A 17,263-nucleotide genomic window follows, 5' to 3' on the forward strand; every position below is an offset into this window, starting at 1 on the left:
ACTATCTTTTACTTTTCCTTTCGGCTGCGCCTTCTGTGATATTGCCGGTGAATTCCTTTTCAAACTGCACTTTGGTCAGAAAGGGTTTGTACCCTCTCAGGTGTTGTAATATAAACCAGGCACGGAAGCCCGCACCATAGGAATAAAACTTTTCCATGTCTGGCAGATCCAGGCCGAAGTGGTCCCATAGCTGTACTTCGTACTTTGCCTTATAAGTATTGCCGGTCAACTTAAACGCCGTGAGTGTTACCTTATAGGACCACACATCGTTGATCGCAATGGTCAACCCCGTAGCCAGGTTATAATCGCGGCTATAAGGAAAGGCGGGATGCCCGTAAGGATGTTTACTTTTATATCCTGCTTCATCGCCATAGTACACTTGTTTGTCTTCCATGGCGGTGAGTTCCCCTCCTGCTTTTTTAATCCTTTCTGCCATTTCATCTTCAACACCCGTGCAGAAGCGTTGGGTAGAGGGATTGGCGATCACCGCTTTGGTGAGCGCGGCATTTTCATAAACGCCGCCTTTGTTGCTCTGAAAGCGGTCGATCATATTCCGGATATTGTCGTTCAGGTCGCCCCGTGCCATGAGCTCCACCATAGCGCGGAAGTCCAGGAACAGCATGGAGTCGGAGGAAAAGTTAGAGAGCTTCATCAGCGTGCCGGTATTCATTACCTGTGCGGTGGTATAAATGCCTTTATCGCCAGTGTCGGCATTGGCGAATTTGGCATGTTTGGCGGCATCAAAGCCGGTATCGAGATAAGCATTCCGGTAGGCGGCAATATCTGCTGCCGAATACACCGGCTTTTTCCCGTTGCCTTTGCCATAGGCCATGTCGTTGGCGATATCCAGGCCGGTTTCATTGAGCCCGGGTACCCGGTAAACGTCTACTACCAGGGGGAGATAGATAACTTTTGCGGTCGCCTTTATATTTGGATCAACTTTGCGGAAGTAGGCGTATACTGATACCTGTTTATCGACAGTATTGCCTGCTACCGTAATCGTTTTATAGGCAATTCCTTTCTCTGCTTTGGTGGTGCCGGATTTAAAGGGGATGATGGTTTTGCCGTCGTCGAAGGAAAAGGCCCAGTTGACCAGCATAAGCTGATGGTCGGGCACTGTTTCACTAAAGGCGGTGGCTTTGAATTCGTGGGTATTGCCGTTGATAACGCTGGCGGGGCCGGTTACCTTCAGTACTTTGATGGTAGTAGCGGTATTGAGTACAACGGGGTCATTTTTATGGAAGGTAACGCCTTCCTGTTTTCCAGCCATCCGGATTCTTTTCCCGGAGTTGAGGGAGGTTTCACCCTGGCTGTTCCAGCGTATATTTTCGCCGTTTTCTGTATATTTTTTACAGATGACGACCATGTTACCGGTCTTATTATCACCCATAGGTTTCAGTTTAAAGATAATGGAAGTGGGTTATTGCAATGGCTTTTAGAACAATTTGGATTTTTCTGCACTCTTGATGGCCACTGACTTACCGGAGTTGATGGTCATCTCCTCTTTGGAGCTGTCGACTTTCATTTCTTCTGCTGTTTTTTCAATTTTCCGGGCCTGTACGTCCATATTTTCTGTTGCTATTTTAGTGATATTGGTAGCAGTGAGGCGGTAATCATTCACAGAAAAGTGGCTGATGGAATCGCCTGCATTGTGCAATATATTTACGCCGGCGGAGTGGCTCATGTTCATCCCGGCGGCTTGTGTCATATTAAAGCCGGCATTGACATCAATATTTTCATTGGCTTGTATGCTGATGTTGGTGGCTTTGATACTGATATTTTCCGGCGCGGTGATAGAAATGCTGCTGGTGCTGGTATCCATGACGATCACATTTCCTGATTTATCGGAGATGGTGATGGACTCTTGTCCGCTGCTGTCGTCGAGGCGGAAGGTGTGGCCGCTGCGGGTTTTGATCACCTTCACGTTATTCTGTGCATCGCCGAAACCGGCTTTCGCGCCGCCGTTGTAAGCAGCGCCGGTAGCGTAAGGTGCTTCTGCATTGCCACCTTCAAAATCTACCCATACTTCCTCTCCTACTTCGGGTACAAAATAAAATCCTTTATCGCCGCCGCCATGGGGCTGGAGCAGGCGTATCCAGGGCGTGGAACCGGTTTGCCAGTTAAACCGAACGCGTATACGTCCCAATCCTTTGGGGTCGTAGTTATCGGTAACTACGGCGCTTTGTGCTTCGCAGCGGGGGATATTTTCCAGGTTTACCGGGGGAGCAGCGGCTTCCGCGGGCATGGCTTCGAAAGTATTGCTGTATTCACCGTTGCCATTACAATGATGTTCGAGGGCGGTGATAACAAATTCGCCATGATCTTCTCTCGAAAAAACATTTTCCTGGATACTGACGATATCTCCGATACGCAGACCGGTGTTTTTGCTATGTCCTTTCAGTTGTACCATCTGGGCCATCTGGCCCTGTTGCTGGCGTTTGGTAAGCAATTGTAATTCTTCGGCGGCATTACCACTGAAGGCGAAAGGCACTTTATACAGTGCCGGTTTCTGGTACAGCTTTTCGCTCATGGCCTGCGCATGTTGCGTATAAGAACCGGTATTACCGGCGGACTTGGCGTTGGTGCTGTCTTCCACGGTTTTATTCTGCCGGTATTCCCATCCGTTCATCGACTGGTTATTCGGCAATACCCGCAGTTCCAGGTCGAAATTGATCAGGTCTACCTGGTGTACCAGGTTTATTTTGCGGGGGGTATACTGGCCGAAGATGATTTGTTGGCCGTTATAGAAAAACCATTCCCCGTAGCGTTCCGATAAACGGCGCAGGAACTGGTAGCCTGTTTCCTTATATTGTACAATGTATTTAAGTGGTTTGCTGGTAGCGGGATTTACTTCTGGCCGGGAGCCGGAAGCGCTGCCAGTTTTGAGCACGGTGTTAACAATGCTTCCCAGTTCCTGCCGTTCGTACGACTGGATATGGGGGTTGCCGTCGAGCAATACGGTAGGACCGGTGGCCCGTATGACGCAGCTGCCGTTGATACCATCACTTTCTTTACCGGAGCTGACGGCGGTAACGATGCCATTAAAGAGGAGCGGTTTAAAATCGCCGCTTTTGTCGATCGCTTGTACAGATACCGTGATATCTTTTCCCAGGAAAGATTTGCCGGCGGCGATAGGATTCCTGCCTAAACGGGATAACCAGTCGTAACCGATTTTCAGCTCCAGGGAATGATGACCGTCCATCGTTTGCTGCAGCGACAGGGCATGAAATTGCTTGAATTGTTCTTCTCCGATAGATACGTTAGTTAGCGTGTATAAGGCCATTAGTTTAAAATTGATATGGTGAGGCGGTTAACATTGCCTGTTTATGGTTACAAACTAAAGCGGGAAGTTATACAAAAATTTTGAAATTGTGTGGAAACCTAATATGAATTCTTCGTGAGAGGGAGCAAACGCATTAATTTAAACAACAATATAAACGATAAAGCCGGGCTTTCTTGTAAAGAAGGCCCGGCTCTTATTAACGGATACGTATATCTTAAGCCATGATGCTACCGGGTTGGATACCGCAGCCCTGGCGTTCTTCATTGAACATCATTTTCATTTTTCCTACCATATTGCCATTCCATCCGGCCTGGCTGAGATATACTTCCCGGTCCTGGAGATTGCGGCATACCATGGTAGATGCCAGTATTTTTTTCTGATGGCCGCCGATTACGAAATCGATATGCCTGGTATCGGTGGCCATGTTATGGTTATCGGTGATGGTGTCGGGTTGCTTGTATCCCAGGTGAGAGAGGCAGATGACTACCTGGCAACCGTAGTCTTTCTTGAGCATGGCGGCAACGGCATCGGCGGCGGGTACCGGTGGCAAACAGGTAACCCCGTTGCCTGCAGGCAGTTGAGGACCTACTCCGGTGATACCGACTTTTAACGCGCCCACATAAACGATTTTATGTGGCTGCACTTTTTGCGCGAGTGCTTTGTCCGCAAAACGGTAATTGCAGTTGACCAATGCAAATTGCATATGCGGAATGAGTGCTGCCAGGGCAGCGGCGCCCCCGGCCAGTTCCCGGTTGCCGATAGTTGCCGCCTGGTAACCGGCATTATTCATGGCCTGGATCATCTTCATATGTGCCTGTGCGTTAGCCGTATCATCTAAGAAATCTCCTGCATCCAGTAACAGCCCTTGTCTGCTTTCCGGCAGTAAGGCAGTTAATTGCCCGTGTTGATCATTGGTATGCCAGACCAGGAGCTCCCGGTTATCACCAGGCAGGTAAGCAGCATTTTCAGTAACAGCAGCCAGTGATCTGAATGGCTTTTGTAGTAACAGTACACCTGTTGCCAGTGACGCGTTGCGTAAAAAGGACCGACGATGTTGATTCATATGGTAAAGGGGGTTCAATAAAAGTGGAACGAAGATAGGTAGTTATACGGGAAATTGAAAAATTCAAAAATAATTTATGCAGGAAAAGAATTTTAGCTATACTTTTACGGAAATATCTTAGCTATACACTTATTGAAAGCCCTCAAAACAGCACTATACTTAATATATATTTTATCCCTGAAATATGCTATCGATCTTAGGCGATGATATCACACCATACCTGTCAGAAATCAGGATGATGTCCTTTAATTTTGCACCAAAGGGGCATGCATTGTGCAATGGGCAGTTGCTGCCGATCAATCAAAACCAGGCTTTATTTTCTCTCCTCGGTACTACCTATGGCGGAGACGGCCGTGTTAATTTTGGCTTACCTAACCTACAGGAAAGAGTTCCCATGAGTTGGGGAGGCAGCCATGTGCTGGGAGAAATCGGAGGAACAGCTGCTCAATCGATCGCGGTATCAAATTTACCGGATCATGGTCACAGCGTGAAAGCGACCTTAACACAGACAATCAGTTCGAATGCCAATGTCGTTTCCCCCTCAGGTGCTTTTCCGGCACCGGCGCCAGTGGGTAGCCCCAGATACAGTACATCGGCAGATGACCGGATGGCCATTATAAACGAAGGCGTTTTAGCTAAAGACCTGGCTAGTAACCAACCGTTGGCCACTAACAACAACAGGACGACATTCATACCTTTTGACAACCAGATGCCTTATCTCACCATCAATTTCATCATCGCCCTGCAAGGGATATTTCCAAGTCAGACTTAAATTTTCTTTATATGCCCAGTGCACCTTTTGTAGCGGAAATTATGATTTTCGGTTGCAATTTCGCCCCACAAGGCTTTGCTTTTTGTGAGGGCCAGCTCATGCCAATTTCACAAAATACAGCACTTTTTTCCCTATTGGGTACTTACTATGGAGGAGATGGCAAAAGCAATTTCGGGCTCCCCAATCTGCAAGGGCGCGTACCTATTGGCGTGGGGCAGGGACAGGGATTGACCCAGCGTGATTTAGGTGAGCAAGGAGGCGTTGAAACAGTGACCCTCACACTTGCTGAACTTCCCTCCCATACGCACCTTGTTACGCAAACACCATTGGCAATACCGGTGGGGGATGTCAATAATACCTATAACCCCGTTGGTAACTACCTAGGCACAACAGCAGGTACACAGCTATATGGAAGTATCCCCGACACAGGTAATATTCCTTTAAAATCAACGATACAAGCAGCAAACGGAGGATATCCCAATTTGCCGCTCAATAATATGCAGCCTTACCTGGCACTTAATTTCGTGATTGCGCTGCAAGGAGTTTTTCCACCACGTACCTGATTTCTGATCGTATAAATTATAACCAATGGCTTTTGTAGGAGAAATAAGAATGTTTGCCGGCACCTTTGCCCCTGCAGGTTGGGCGATTTGTGATGGTAGCCTGATACCGATATCCGAAAATGATACATTATTCAACCTGATTGGCACTACTTATGGGGGTGATGGACAGGAGACATTTGCCCTGCCTAACCTGCAGGGAAGGGTGCCTATGCACATGGGCGGTAGCCATGTAATTGGCCAGGCAAGCGGTAGTGAGGAAGTTACTTTAATTGCAGACAATCTACCTCCACATGCTCATCTGTTAAAGGCATCTGTAGCAATTCCGGCGTACGGTGAAAATCCAGGTACGGCACTTTCACCCGCTTACCCAGCCATTACCGCAGGCAACATGGTGTATAGCACAGTACAAGGTACAGGTCCAAATGCGGGTTACCTCAATCCGATTAACGTGGCGGAAAACTCTGCAGACAGCAACGGCAATTATATGATGCAGGTGCAACCCACCGGCGGTAACCAACCAAAATACAATATGCAGCCTTACCTGGCTGTCAATTTTATTATTTCCCTGTATGGCATTTATCCATCCCAAACGTGATTGTAAATCGTATATGAAACTAGGCATACTTTTACCAAAATCTACTTTCCATCCGTTAATGCACCACCACCTGCTGAAAGCCATGCAGGCATACCTGCAATACCGGGAGGTAAACGTGGAAATATTTTCTGCCAATATTGGTTATGGGGTAGATGCCAATCTTGTATTGCAGGAAGCAGAAACCATGCTGCTGGAAAACGAGGTAGATGTATTGGTACTGTATGCAGACCAGGCTGCCGTAGAAAAAGTGGCCCAGCTGGCCAAATCGTTGAACCGGCTGGTAATACTGATGCACGGAGGCGCTAAATATTTAAACACCTGGGAACCTCATCCCATGGTATTATCCCATACACTGAATCATACCATTCATTGCCGGCTCACCGGCATATACGCAGCCGGCAAAGCCAATGATGCTGCGATGTGTACCTCGTTTTATGATGCCGGGTACTCACATACGCATGCCATTGTGCAGCCATACGCAGACAACGGAGGCAATATACAGTACAACTATGTGAGCCAATATACCGTAAAGGATTTCAATATTGCTCCCCTCGCCGATTTTCTTCAGGCTAACGGAAACGTACGTACGTTATTGTCGCTCTTCAATGGCGACCTGGCGTATTGCTTTCTCCAACAATTACAGCAAACAGCGATGGCGCCCGAATTACAGGTATTTGCCAGTCCCATGTTGCTGGATGAAAGGTTACCTGCTGTACATGGTGAACTAAACCTACCCTTTTCTATCAGCGGGTATGTACCCTGGGTATCTGTGCTGCCCAATACAGCCAATCAACTGATGAAAACACAACTTGAACAAAGCGGCAAAGCCATTAACATAGACAGCATGCACGGATGGGAAACCGGTATCCTGCTGGAGCACATTTTCAAGACAGCAGACCTGCATCAATTTCAGGCTAAAAAAATACTGGCATCCTTAGCGGATGTTACAATCGATAGTCCACGCGGGCCCCTACGCATGGATACCGCCACTCATCATATGATTGCCCCTTCCTGGCTGGTGAAGACAAGTGAAAACCTGGAGCCGGTTATCATTGGTGAAAACGTGGACACATTACAGGTGTGGCAGGATGTAGTGAGAGAGCAGCCCACCGGGATAGCCTCCGGCTGGATTAATACATATCTTTGCGCGTAATATAAACAGCGCCTTGTAGAATCATTTTTCATCCTGGAATACAGGATGTAACAGACATATTTCTTATACCTAACGCCCCTATATGAAGGCAATGTTACGCAAGGCTTTAGCAGGCCTATTATTACTGATTGGTATTACTACCTCCTTACACGCGCAAACAATTGGCGCCGGTGACCTGGTGTTTACCGGGATCAATAGCTTTGACGATAATAACACCGGTAGCACACAAAATGACATGTTTTCATTTGTGTTACTCCGCGACTGCCCGGCCAACACCATCATTTACTTTACCGACCTGGGCTGGACCGGCACCGGATTTCAGTCAACCTCCTGCTCCGCCGGCAATGGTTCACAAACAGATGGCGTCATCCAATGGAACTCTGGTGGTACTATTATCCGTGCAGGACAACAAATTATTGTCTCCTGTAAATATGCCCCGTTACAGGCTACTATCGGAGGTGTAGTCACTGGTACTGTAACTGCTGTCACCTCCACCCTGGCATCTGCCAGCAAGTACGTAAGTCTTGGCTTGGCGGGCGACCAGCTTTTCGCCTTTACCGGTTCGGTTAACAACCCAACGCTCATTGGTGGTATTAACATTAACCGGAAAGTATGGGACAACACGCTGGGCTCCTGCGACTTCACCTCTTCTCAGTCGTTACAACCTACTACCACGGCCGTACTTACTTTCCCAAGTATGAACGCAGTCAATGGCCGTTATAATTGTGGCTTCCTCGTAGGTACTACTAAAACGCTTCGCACACGCGTACAGGATACTACCCGTTGGGTACTGGATCGTACCTTAGCCGCACCGGTGCCTGATTCGGCCAACCTGAAGAAGATGCCTCCCTGCAACCTGACCGTCGTGAATCCCGATGCGAACGGTATTATATATGTCAATAACAATACGGGTATTCCCCATGGAGATGGAAGCAGCTGGAGCGTTCCTGTAGCAGAACTACGCGACGCGCTTGCCGTGGCCGCCGATCCTACCGCCGGCGTTACCCAGATATGGGTAGCCAAAGGTACGTATAAACCAACGGTGAGCACAGACAATAGCATATCCTTTGTGCTCCCCGCTGGATTGAAATTGTATGGCGGATTTGCCGGCTCAGAAACAACCATTAACTCCCGAAATTTCAAGACTAACCCTACTATCCTCAGTGGCGACCTGGGTAATGATGATGCTCAAACCAACGGAATTACGCTCAATGCCAGCAATATCAGGGGGACCAACAGCCGACACGTAATCGTTGCGAGCGACAATATCACTGAAACATTAATAGACGGTTTTATTGTTACCGCGGGGGATGCCAGCGATTACGGCGGCGGTATTTACAGCAATAATGCGATATTGAACATACAGCATACTGCTTTTTATGGCAACCGTTGTACAACACGCGGCGGCGCCATTTATGTACCTAATATCGCCAAAATAAGCAATAGCATTTTCTTTGGCAACTACAGTAGTTTCGAGGGTAGCGCTATTGGCGGATTTGGAGCTTCGCAACTCACCAATGTCACTATCAGCGGGAATACCGCCAGTAGTAACTATGCCATCAGCTACACCGGTAGTTTGACCGCTTACAATACTATTATTTCCGGTAATACACCAGGCACACAAATACCATCGATCCCATTCTCATTCAATTACAATATTCTTGGAAATAGCTTTTATACCAACTACAATACTTCCCAAACAATCAATCCGGTAACATTCGTGAACGCCAGCCAGGGCGACCTGCATCTTACCAGCGCGAATTTTGCCATCAACAGCGGTGACCCGCAAACGAACCAAACCTCCTACCCGGTACAGGCAGGCACACAGGACTTAGACGGCGCCACCCGTATCATTAACCCCATCATTGACCTTGGGGCGTATGAATACGTGGCTGCAGCACAAAACATTAGTTTCCCGTTAATAGCGCCCGTTACCTACGGTGACCCGGATATTGCGCCCGGTGCTACTACCAATGGCGACACCACCATCATTTATTCCTCTGGGAATACCGCTGTAGCCGATACCGTAAACGGAAAGATCCGAATCAAAGGAGCAGGTACCGCGCAGATCACCGCCAACGCCCCCTATACACGGGCCTACCTGGCAGCTGCGCCCCAAACCCGCACCCTGACAGTTAATAAAAAAGCACTAACCGTAAACGTACAGGATATCAGCCGCCCTTATGGCGTAGCCAATCCGGTGCCGGTTTTCCTTTATAATAGTTTTGCTAATAACGACGACAGCACTGCCGCCATCAAAGGCATTATCACCGCCACCTATGGCGCAGACATTAACAGTGGTGTTGGCACCTATGCCATCACCCCCGATATAAGTGCTGCAACAGCCGCCAACTATACACTATCCGCAGGAACGGGGACGTTAACCATTACACCCGCGCCGCAAACTATTACCTTCGGCGCCTTGTCCAACAAAACATACGGTGATCCTGCGTTTGCCCTGACCGCCAGCGTTAACAGCAGCTTATCGGTCGTATATACGGTTACTTCAGGTCCGGCTACGCTCAACGGCAATATGCTCACCATCACCGGCGCAGGCGATGTAACCATTACCGCCAGTCAACCGGGAGATGCCAACCACCTCGCTGCCACGCCAGTGTCGCAAACATTTACCGTGGCCAAGGCTACCCTGACGGTTACAGCGAACGACAAAACCAGGTTTTATAACCAGGCCAATCCAACCCTGGATTACTTCGTAACCGGGTTCGTAAACAGCGACGATAGCAGCAGTGTACTCAGTGGCACTGCTACGCTCTCCGTGAACGCGGATAACAGCAGCGCACCTGGTGGCTATCCTATTGTTGTGGCTCAAAACACGCTGAGTACTGCCAATTACAGCTTCAATCTCACTAATGGAACACTGACCATTAACAAGGCGGCTCAAACCATTACCTTCTCTCCTATTGCCGATAAAGTATACGGGGCGGCACCTTTCGCGCCCGGTGCTACCTGCGATGGAGAAACAGATATTACCTATACCGTTACTGGTCCTGCTGCTATGAACAATGGCCTGCTGACTATTACCGGTGTTGGCACCGTGACGGTTACCGCCAAACAAACCGGTAGCAGCAACTACCTGGCTGCGACACCGGTACAGCAAACATTTACCGTAAATAAGGCGCCGCTGGTGATCAAGGCCGACCATCAACAACGGTTGTACGGACAAAACAATCCAACACTCACCTATACTGTTACCGGGCTGGTTAACAACGAAGACCAGAGCGTGATAACAGGAACGGTTACACTGAATACCACCGCCGTACTTAACAGTTCGCCAGGCGACTACCCCATTACGGTAAGTGGTACCTATGCGGCTACTAATTATAATATCTCTACTACCGATAACCTGTTAACGGTAAACATTGCCCCGCAAACGATCAGCTTCCCCAGCATACCGGATAAAACATATGGCGACCAACCTTTTGCCGCCAGTGCTACCAGCGATGCAGGACTATCCGTTAGCTACTCTGTAGTCAGCGGCCCGGCTACCGTAAGCGGCAATACCATCACTATTACCGGCAATGGTACGGTTACCATTGCTGCTAATCAGGCCGGAAATGGTAATTATTCCGGCGCTTCACAGGTAACACAGTCGTTCCTCGTGAAGAAGGCAACACTCACCATTACCGCTAATAACAAGTCGAAGGCTTACCTGCAGCCGAATCCAACATTGGATTACACGGCTACCGGGTTTGTAAATAATGAAGATATCAGCGTAGTAAGTGGCACCATTAATGTGAGCACCACCGCAGATGATAACAGCGTACCGAACAACTACCCGATTACCTTGACACCCCAGGCTGTTAGCGCTACCAACTACGATATCAATTTCGTAAACGGTACACTCACCGTTACGCCGGCTACGCAAACCATCACCTTTAATGCTTTATCCAATAAAACATATGGCGATGCGGACTTTGCATTGAACGCCAGCAGTAACAGTGGTTTAGGCATTAGCTACTCCGTAGTCAGCGGCCCGGCTACCATCAGCGGCAATACCGTTACCATTACCGGCGCAGGCAATGTAACCATTGCTGCCGACCAGGCAGGCGACAACCGCTACCAGGCCGCCCCACAGGTAACACAAAGCTTCTCTGTAGCCAAAGCCCTGCTGACCGTTACCGCCAACAATAAATCAAAAGTATACCTACAGCCTAACCCGGCACTGGATTATACGATTACCGGGTTTGTGAAAAACGAGAATAACAGTGTGGTAAGCGATACCGCCGCCATCAGTACCATAGCTGACGCCAACAGCGCCGTGGGTAATTACCCGATTACGGTGACCACCGGCAATATCAGCGCGACCAATTATGACTTCACCTTTGTAAATGGTACACTGAGTGTAACACCCGCTTCGCAGGCGCTCACTTTCACCACCATCCCTGATAAAACATATGGTGATGCAGCATTTACAGTGAGTGCTACCAGTGATGCAGGTTTGGCGGTCACTTATAGCGTTCAAAGCGGACCGGCTACCATCAGTGGTAATACCGTAACTATTACCGGCGCGGGCAACGTGACCATTGCCGCCGACCAGCCAGGCAACAGTAACTACAATGCTGCTACTACCGCCACCAGGACATTTACTGTTAACAAAGCAATGCTCACCGTAACTGCCAATAACAAATCCAGGGCTTACGGACAAGCGAATCCTAACCTCGATTACTTCGTAACCGGCTTCGTAAATAATGAAGATAGTAGCAGCGTGGTAGCAGGTATTGCCAGCATCAGCACTACTGCTGATATTAACAGTGTACCAAACAGCTACCCGATTACAGTAGGTGTTGGCGGGCTGACAGCCGCTAACTATGATTTCCAGTTTACCGGCGCTATCCTCACGATCACTACTGCTACCCAGGCCATCACCTTCAATGCACTTGCCAACAAAACTTATGGCGATGCAGATTTCACCCTGAACGCCAGCAGCAACAGTGGCTTAGCAGTAACGTATTTAGTAACCAGTGGCCCGGCTACTATCAGCGGCAATACCGTCACTATTACTGGCACCGGCAATGTAACCATTGCCGCCAGCCAGGATGGCGACAACCGCTACCAGCCCGCTACAACTGTGACTCAAAGTTTCAATATCGCTAAAGCTCTGCTGACGGTAACAGCCAATAATAAATCAAAAATATACTTACAGCCTAATCCCGTATTGGATTACACCATCACAGGATTTGTGAAAAATGAGAATACCAGTGTGGTGAGCGACAGTGCAAATATCAGTACCACAGCAAATATCAATAGCGCGGTGGGCACTTATCCGATTACTGTTACTACCGGCAATATCAGTGCTGCCAATTACGATTTCACCTTTGTAAATGGTACCCTGGACGTAACCCAGGGTTCACAGGCCATCACCTTTACGGCTATACCGAATAAAACATATGGCGATGCTGCCTTTACCGTTAACGCCACCAGCGATGCCGGATTACCGGTAAGCTACAGCGTGCAAAGCGGTCCGGCTACCATCAGTGGTAACACTGTCACCATCACCGGTACTGGCAATGTGACCATTGCAGCCAACCAGGCAGGTAATAACAACTACCCTGCCGCCAGCACAGTTACGCAAAGCTTCACCGTTAGTAAAGCGATGCTCACCGTAACGGCCAACAACAAGGCCAGGACGTTCGGGCAACCTAATCCGACCTTCGATTACGTGGTGACCGGATTTGTAAACAATGAAGATAGTGCCCATGTAATCACCGGCATTGCCGGCACCAGCACCACTGCGGACGTTAACAGTGTGCCGAACACTTACCCGATTACAGTAGGCATTGGCGGGCTGACAGCTGCTAACTATGACTTCCAGTTTACCGGTGCTACCCTCACGGTAACACCAGCTACTCAAGCCATCACTTTCAACGCTCTTGCTAATAAAACGTATGGCGATGCCGACTTCACATTAAGCGCCAGCAGTAACAGCGGCTTAGCTGTCACCTATTCTGTTGTCAGCGGGCCGGCTACTATTAATGGTAACACCGTTACCATTACCGGTGCAGGTAACGTAACTATTGCTGCCGGCCAGGCAGGCGACAACCGCTACCAGGCCGCCACACAGGTTACGCAAAGCTTCAGCATCTCTAAAGCGATGCTGACCGTAACGGCTAACAACAAATCAAAAATTTACTTACAGCCTAATCCGAAGCTGGATTACACGATCACCGGGTTTGTGAAAAATGAAAACAATAGTGTAATTAATGACACCGCTGCGATCAGTACTATTGCGGATATCAATAGTATTGTAGGTACTTACCCGATCACCGTTACCACCGGCAACATCAGTGCTGCCAATTACGATTTCACCTTTGTAAATGGTACCCTGAACATAACACCGGCTTCACAAACAATCACGTTCACCGCTATACCCAATAAAACATATGGCGATGCTGCCTTTACCGTTAACGCCACCAGCGATGCCGGATTACCGGTAAGCTACAGCGTTCAAAGCGGTCCGGCTACCATCAGTGGTAACACTGTCACCATCACCGGTACAGGCAATGTGACCATTGCAGCCAGCCAGGCAGGTAATAACAACTACCCTGCCGCCAGCACAGTTACGCAAAGCTTCACCGTTAGTAAAGCGATGCTCACCGTAACGGCCAACAACAAGGCCAGGGCGTTCGGGCAACCTAATCCGACCTTCGATTACGTGGTGACCGGATTTGTAAACAATGAAGATAGTGCCCATGTAATCACCGGCATTGCCGGCACCAGCACCACTGCGGACGTTAACAGTGTGCCGAACACTTACCCGATTACAGTAGGCATTGGCGGGCTGACAGCTGCTAACTATGGCTTCCAGTTTACCGGTGCTACCCTCACGGTAACACCAGCTACTCAAGCCATCACTTTCAACGCTCTTGCTAATAAAACGTATGGCGATGCCGACTTCACATTAAGTGCCAGCAGTAACAGCGGCTTAGCTGTCACCTATTCTGTTGTCAGCGGGCCGGCTACTATTAATGGTAACACCGTTACCATTACCGGTGCAGGTAACGTAACTATTGCTGCCGACCAGGCAGGCGACAACCGCTACCAGGCCGCCACACAGGTTACGCAAAGCTTCAGCATCTCTAAAGCGATGCTGACCGTAACGGCTAACAACAAATCAAAAATTTACTTACAGCCTAATCCGAAGCTGGATTACACGATCACCGGGTTTGTGAAAAATGAAAACAATAGTGTGATTAATGATACCGCTGCGATCAGTACTATTGCGGATATCAATAGTATTGTAGGCACTTACCCGATTACTGTTACCACCGGCAACATCAGTGCCGCCAATTACGACTTCACTTTTGTAAATGGTACCTTGAACGTAACACCGGCTTCACAAACAATCACGTTCACCGCTATACCCAATAAAACATATGGCGATGCTGCCTTTACCGTTAATGCCACCAGCGATGCCGGATTACCGGTAAGCTACAGCGTGCAAAGCGGTCCGGCTACCATCAGTGGTAACACTGTCACCATCACCGGTACAGGCAATGTGACCATTGCAGCCAGCCAGGCAGGCAATAGCAACTACCCTGCCGCCAGTACAGTTACGCAAAGCTTCACCGTTTGTAAAGCGATGCTCACCGTAACGGCCAACAACAAGGCCAGGGCGTTCGGGCAACCTAATCCGACCTTCGATTACGTGGTGACCGGATTTGTAAACAATGAAGATAGTGCCCATGTAATCACCGGCATTGCCGGCACCAGCACCACTGCGGACGTTAACAGTGTGCCGAACACTTACCCGATTACAGTAGGCATTGGCGGGCTGACAGCTGCTAACTATGACTTCCAGTTTACCGGTGCTACCCTCACGGTAACACCAGCTACTCAAGCCATCACTTTCAACGCTCTTGCTAATAAAACGTATGGCGATGCCGACTTTACATTAAGCGCCACCAGTAACAGCGGCTTAGCTGTCACCTATTCGGTTGTCAGCGGGCCGGCTACTATTAATGGTAACACCGTTACCATTACCGGTGCAGGTAACGTAACTATTGCTGCCGGCCAGGCAGGCGACAACCGCTACCAGGCCGCCACACAGGTTACGCAAAGCTTCAGCATCTCTAAAGCGATGCTGACCGTAACGGCTAACAACAAATCAAAAATTTACTTACAGCCTAATCCGAAGCTGGATTACACGATCACCGGGTTTGTGAAAAATGAAAACAATAGTGTGATTAATGATACCGCAGCAATCAGCACTACCGCGGATATCAATAGCGTGATAGGCACTTACCTGATTACCGTTACTACCGGCAATATCAATGCAACCAATTACGACTTCACTTTTGTAAATGGTACCCTGAACGTAACACCGGCTTCACAAACAATCACGTTCACCGCTATACCCAATAAAACATATGGCGATGCTGCCTTTACCGTTAACGCCACCAGCGATGCTGGATTACAGGTAAGCTACAGCGTGCAGAGTGGCCCGGCTACTGTTAATGGTAATACCGTTACCATCACCGGCGCGGGTACCATTGCCATCACCGCCAGTCAGGCTGGTAACAGCAACTACGGTGCAGCTACACCGGTAACGCAAACACTGCAGGTGGCCAAGGCGGCATTAACCGTGAAAGCCAACGACGATACCCGGGTATACAATGGTACCGCCTACTCCGGTGGCAACGGCGTGAGCTACAGTGGATTTGTTAACGGCGACGATGCTACCAAATTAAGTGGCAGTCTGTCCTACGCCGGTAGTTCACAGTCAGCCATCGATGCCGGCAGCTATGTCATTACACCGGCAGGACTCAGCAGCAATAACTACAATATCAGCTTTACAAATGGTCAGTTAGTGATTACGCGGGCTAGCCAGCAAATTACCTTCAACAGTCCGGGCGATAAAAACCAGGGTGATCCTGATTTCACGCTTACTGCCTCCAGCAGCTCGGGATTGCCGGTAACCTTTAGCAGCGATGCTGCCAATGTGATCAGCGTAACCGGTAATACTGCGAAAGTAGGTGCAGCGGGTGTGGCTCATATCACGGCTACGCAGCCAGGCAATAACAATTACGAACCAGCTACCGCGGTGGTACAAACCATTAACGTCACCGCTTACAGCGAGCCCATTATTACGGCTACCGGGGATATTGTCTTCTGCGAAGGCGGTACCGTTATCCTGCAATCAAGTGCAGCACCGGCGTATGAATGGTATCTCAACAATGTAAAAATAGCCGGGGCCAACAGCCAGTCGCTCACCGTGAAAGAAAGTGGGAATTATTCCGTGAAGGCGATATACAGCAGCAGCTATCAGCTTAGCTCCACGGCGCTGCAGGTGACCGTACATCCGTTACCAGCAGGCAATGTACAGGCCAATGGCAATACCACGATCAGTAAGGGAGAAACCATCAGGCTGGTAGCTTCCGGCGGCAGCAGTTACAGCTGGGAACCGGCAACCGGGCTTAACAACCCGGCCATAGCGGCGCCGATGGCCCGTCCGGCGGTAACCACTACTTACCAGGTAACTATCAGCAATGCCTTTGGTTGCAGTGTTACCCGTGATATTACCATCACGGTAAAAGAAGACTATAAACTGGAAGCCAATAATATCATTACGCCTAACGGCGATGGCAAGAATGATACGTGGATCGTAAAAAATATTGATATGTATCCACAAAATGAAGTGAAGGTTTTTGATCGTGCGGGCCGCCTGGTATTCCAGCAACGTGGTTACACAAATAATTGGAATGCTACTGTTAACGGGCAGCCGCTGGCAGAGGGCACCTATTACTACATAATAGACCTGGGCGATAATAAACCACAATTCAAAGGCTTTATCACTATCATCCATCAAAATTAATT

General features: G+C 49.0%; 8 protein-coding genes. 5 read left to right on the forward strand and 3 right to left on the reverse strand.

From position 1 onward, the window contains the following. Position 1 precedes the first annotated feature (1 nt). The 3 genes from FHW36_RS18395 to FHW36_RS18405 form a co-directional block, all read right to left on the reverse strand. Positions 2-1,390 carry a DUF3289 family protein gene (locus FHW36_RS18395; RefSeq protein ID WP_145671037.1) on the reverse strand — a complete coding sequence of 463 codons (1,389 nt, stop codon included), beginning with the start codon at positions 1,388-1,390 and terminating at the stop codon, positions 2-4. A 45-nt stretch (positions 1,391-1,435) separates the two neighbouring features. Further along, on the reverse strand, positions 1,436-3,283 hold the full coding sequence (locus tag FHW36_RS18400; protein ID WP_145671038.1) for a type VI secretion system Vgr family protein: 1,848 nt from the start codon (positions 3,281-3,283) through the stop codon (positions 1,436-1,438). Between the two features lie 214 nt (positions 3,284-3,497). Next, entirely contained in the window at positions 3,498-4,346 is an 849-nt protein-coding gene (locus FHW36_RS18405; RefSeq protein WP_145671039.1) for a metallophosphoesterase family protein, read from the reverse strand. Positions 4,347-4,530: 184 nt separating this feature from the next. On the opposite strand from FHW36_RS18405, the gene FHW36_RS18410 reads away from it, so the two are divergent. The 5 genes from FHW36_RS18410 to FHW36_RS18430 all read left to right on the forward strand — a co-directional run bounded on the left by FHW36_RS18410 (position 4,531) and on the right by FHW36_RS18430 (position 17,261). After that, positions 4,531-5,118, forward strand: a complete 588-nt coding sequence (locus tag FHW36_RS18410; protein WP_145671040.1) for a phage tail protein — start codon at positions 4,531-4,533, stop codon at positions 5,116-5,118. 11 nt (positions 5,119-5,129) lie between these two features. Then, positions 5,130-5,681 (forward strand): phage tail protein, encoded by a 552-nt coding sequence (locus FHW36_RS18415; RefSeq protein ID WP_145671041.1) that lies wholly within the window; start codon positions 5,130-5,132, stop codon positions 5,679-5,681. 25 nt (positions 5,682-5,706) lie between these two features. Beyond that, entirely contained in the window at positions 5,707-6,276 is a 570-nt protein-coding gene (locus tag FHW36_RS18420) for a phage tail protein (protein ID WP_145671042.1), read from the forward strand. A gap of 13 nt (positions 6,277-6,289) precedes the next feature. Continuing rightward, positions 6,290-7,429 (forward strand): ABC transporter substrate-binding protein, encoded by a 1,140-nt coding sequence (locus FHW36_RS18425; protein ID WP_186452511.1) that lies wholly within the window; start codon positions 6,290-6,292, stop codon positions 7,427-7,429. Positions 7,430-7,511: 82 nt separating this feature from the next. Further along, complete coding sequence (locus FHW36_RS18430) at positions 7,512-17,261, forward strand: MBG domain-containing protein (protein WP_145671044.1); 9,750 nt, start codon at positions 7,512-7,514, stop codon at positions 17,259-17,261. The last annotated feature ends 2 nt before the right edge of the window (positions 17,262-17,263 follow it).

The sequence above is a fragment of the Chitinophaga polysaccharea genome, assembly GCF_007829335.1.
GTDB classification, from domain to species: Bacteria; Bacteroidota; Bacteroidia; order Chitinophagales; family Chitinophagaceae; genus Chitinophaga; species Chitinophaga polysaccharea_B.

Bases quoted from the DNA above. Each gene is read 5' to 3' on its own strand.
- FHW36_RS18395 (WP_145671037.1), bottom strand. From the start codon at position 1,390: ATGGGTGATAATAAGACCGGTAACATGGTCGTCATCTGTAAAAAATAT.
- FHW36_RS18400 (WP_145671038.1), bottom strand. From the start codon at position 3,283: ATGGCCTTATACACGCTAACTAACGTATCTATCGGAGAAGAACAATTC.
- FHW36_RS18405 (WP_145671039.1), bottom strand. From the start codon at position 4,346: ATGAATCAACATCGTCGGTCCTTTTTACGCAACGCGTCACTGGCAACA.
- FHW36_RS18410 (WP_145671040.1), top strand. From the start codon at position 4,531: ATGCTATCGATCTTAGGCGATGATATCACACCATACCTGTCAGAAATC.
- FHW36_RS18415 (WP_145671041.1), top strand. From the start codon at position 5,130: ATGCCCAGTGCACCTTTTGTAGCGGAAATTATGATTTTCGGTTGCAAT.
- FHW36_RS18420 (WP_145671042.1), top strand. From the start codon at position 5,707: ATGGCTTTTGTAGGAGAAATAAGAATGTTTGCCGGCACCTTTGCCCCT.
- FHW36_RS18425 (WP_186452511.1), top strand. From the start codon at position 6,290: ATGAAACTAGGCATACTTTTACCAAAATCTACTTTCCATCCGTTAATG.
- FHW36_RS18430 (WP_145671044.1), top strand. From the start codon at position 7,512: ATGAAGGCAATGTTACGCAAGGCTTTAGCAGGCCTATTATTACTGATT.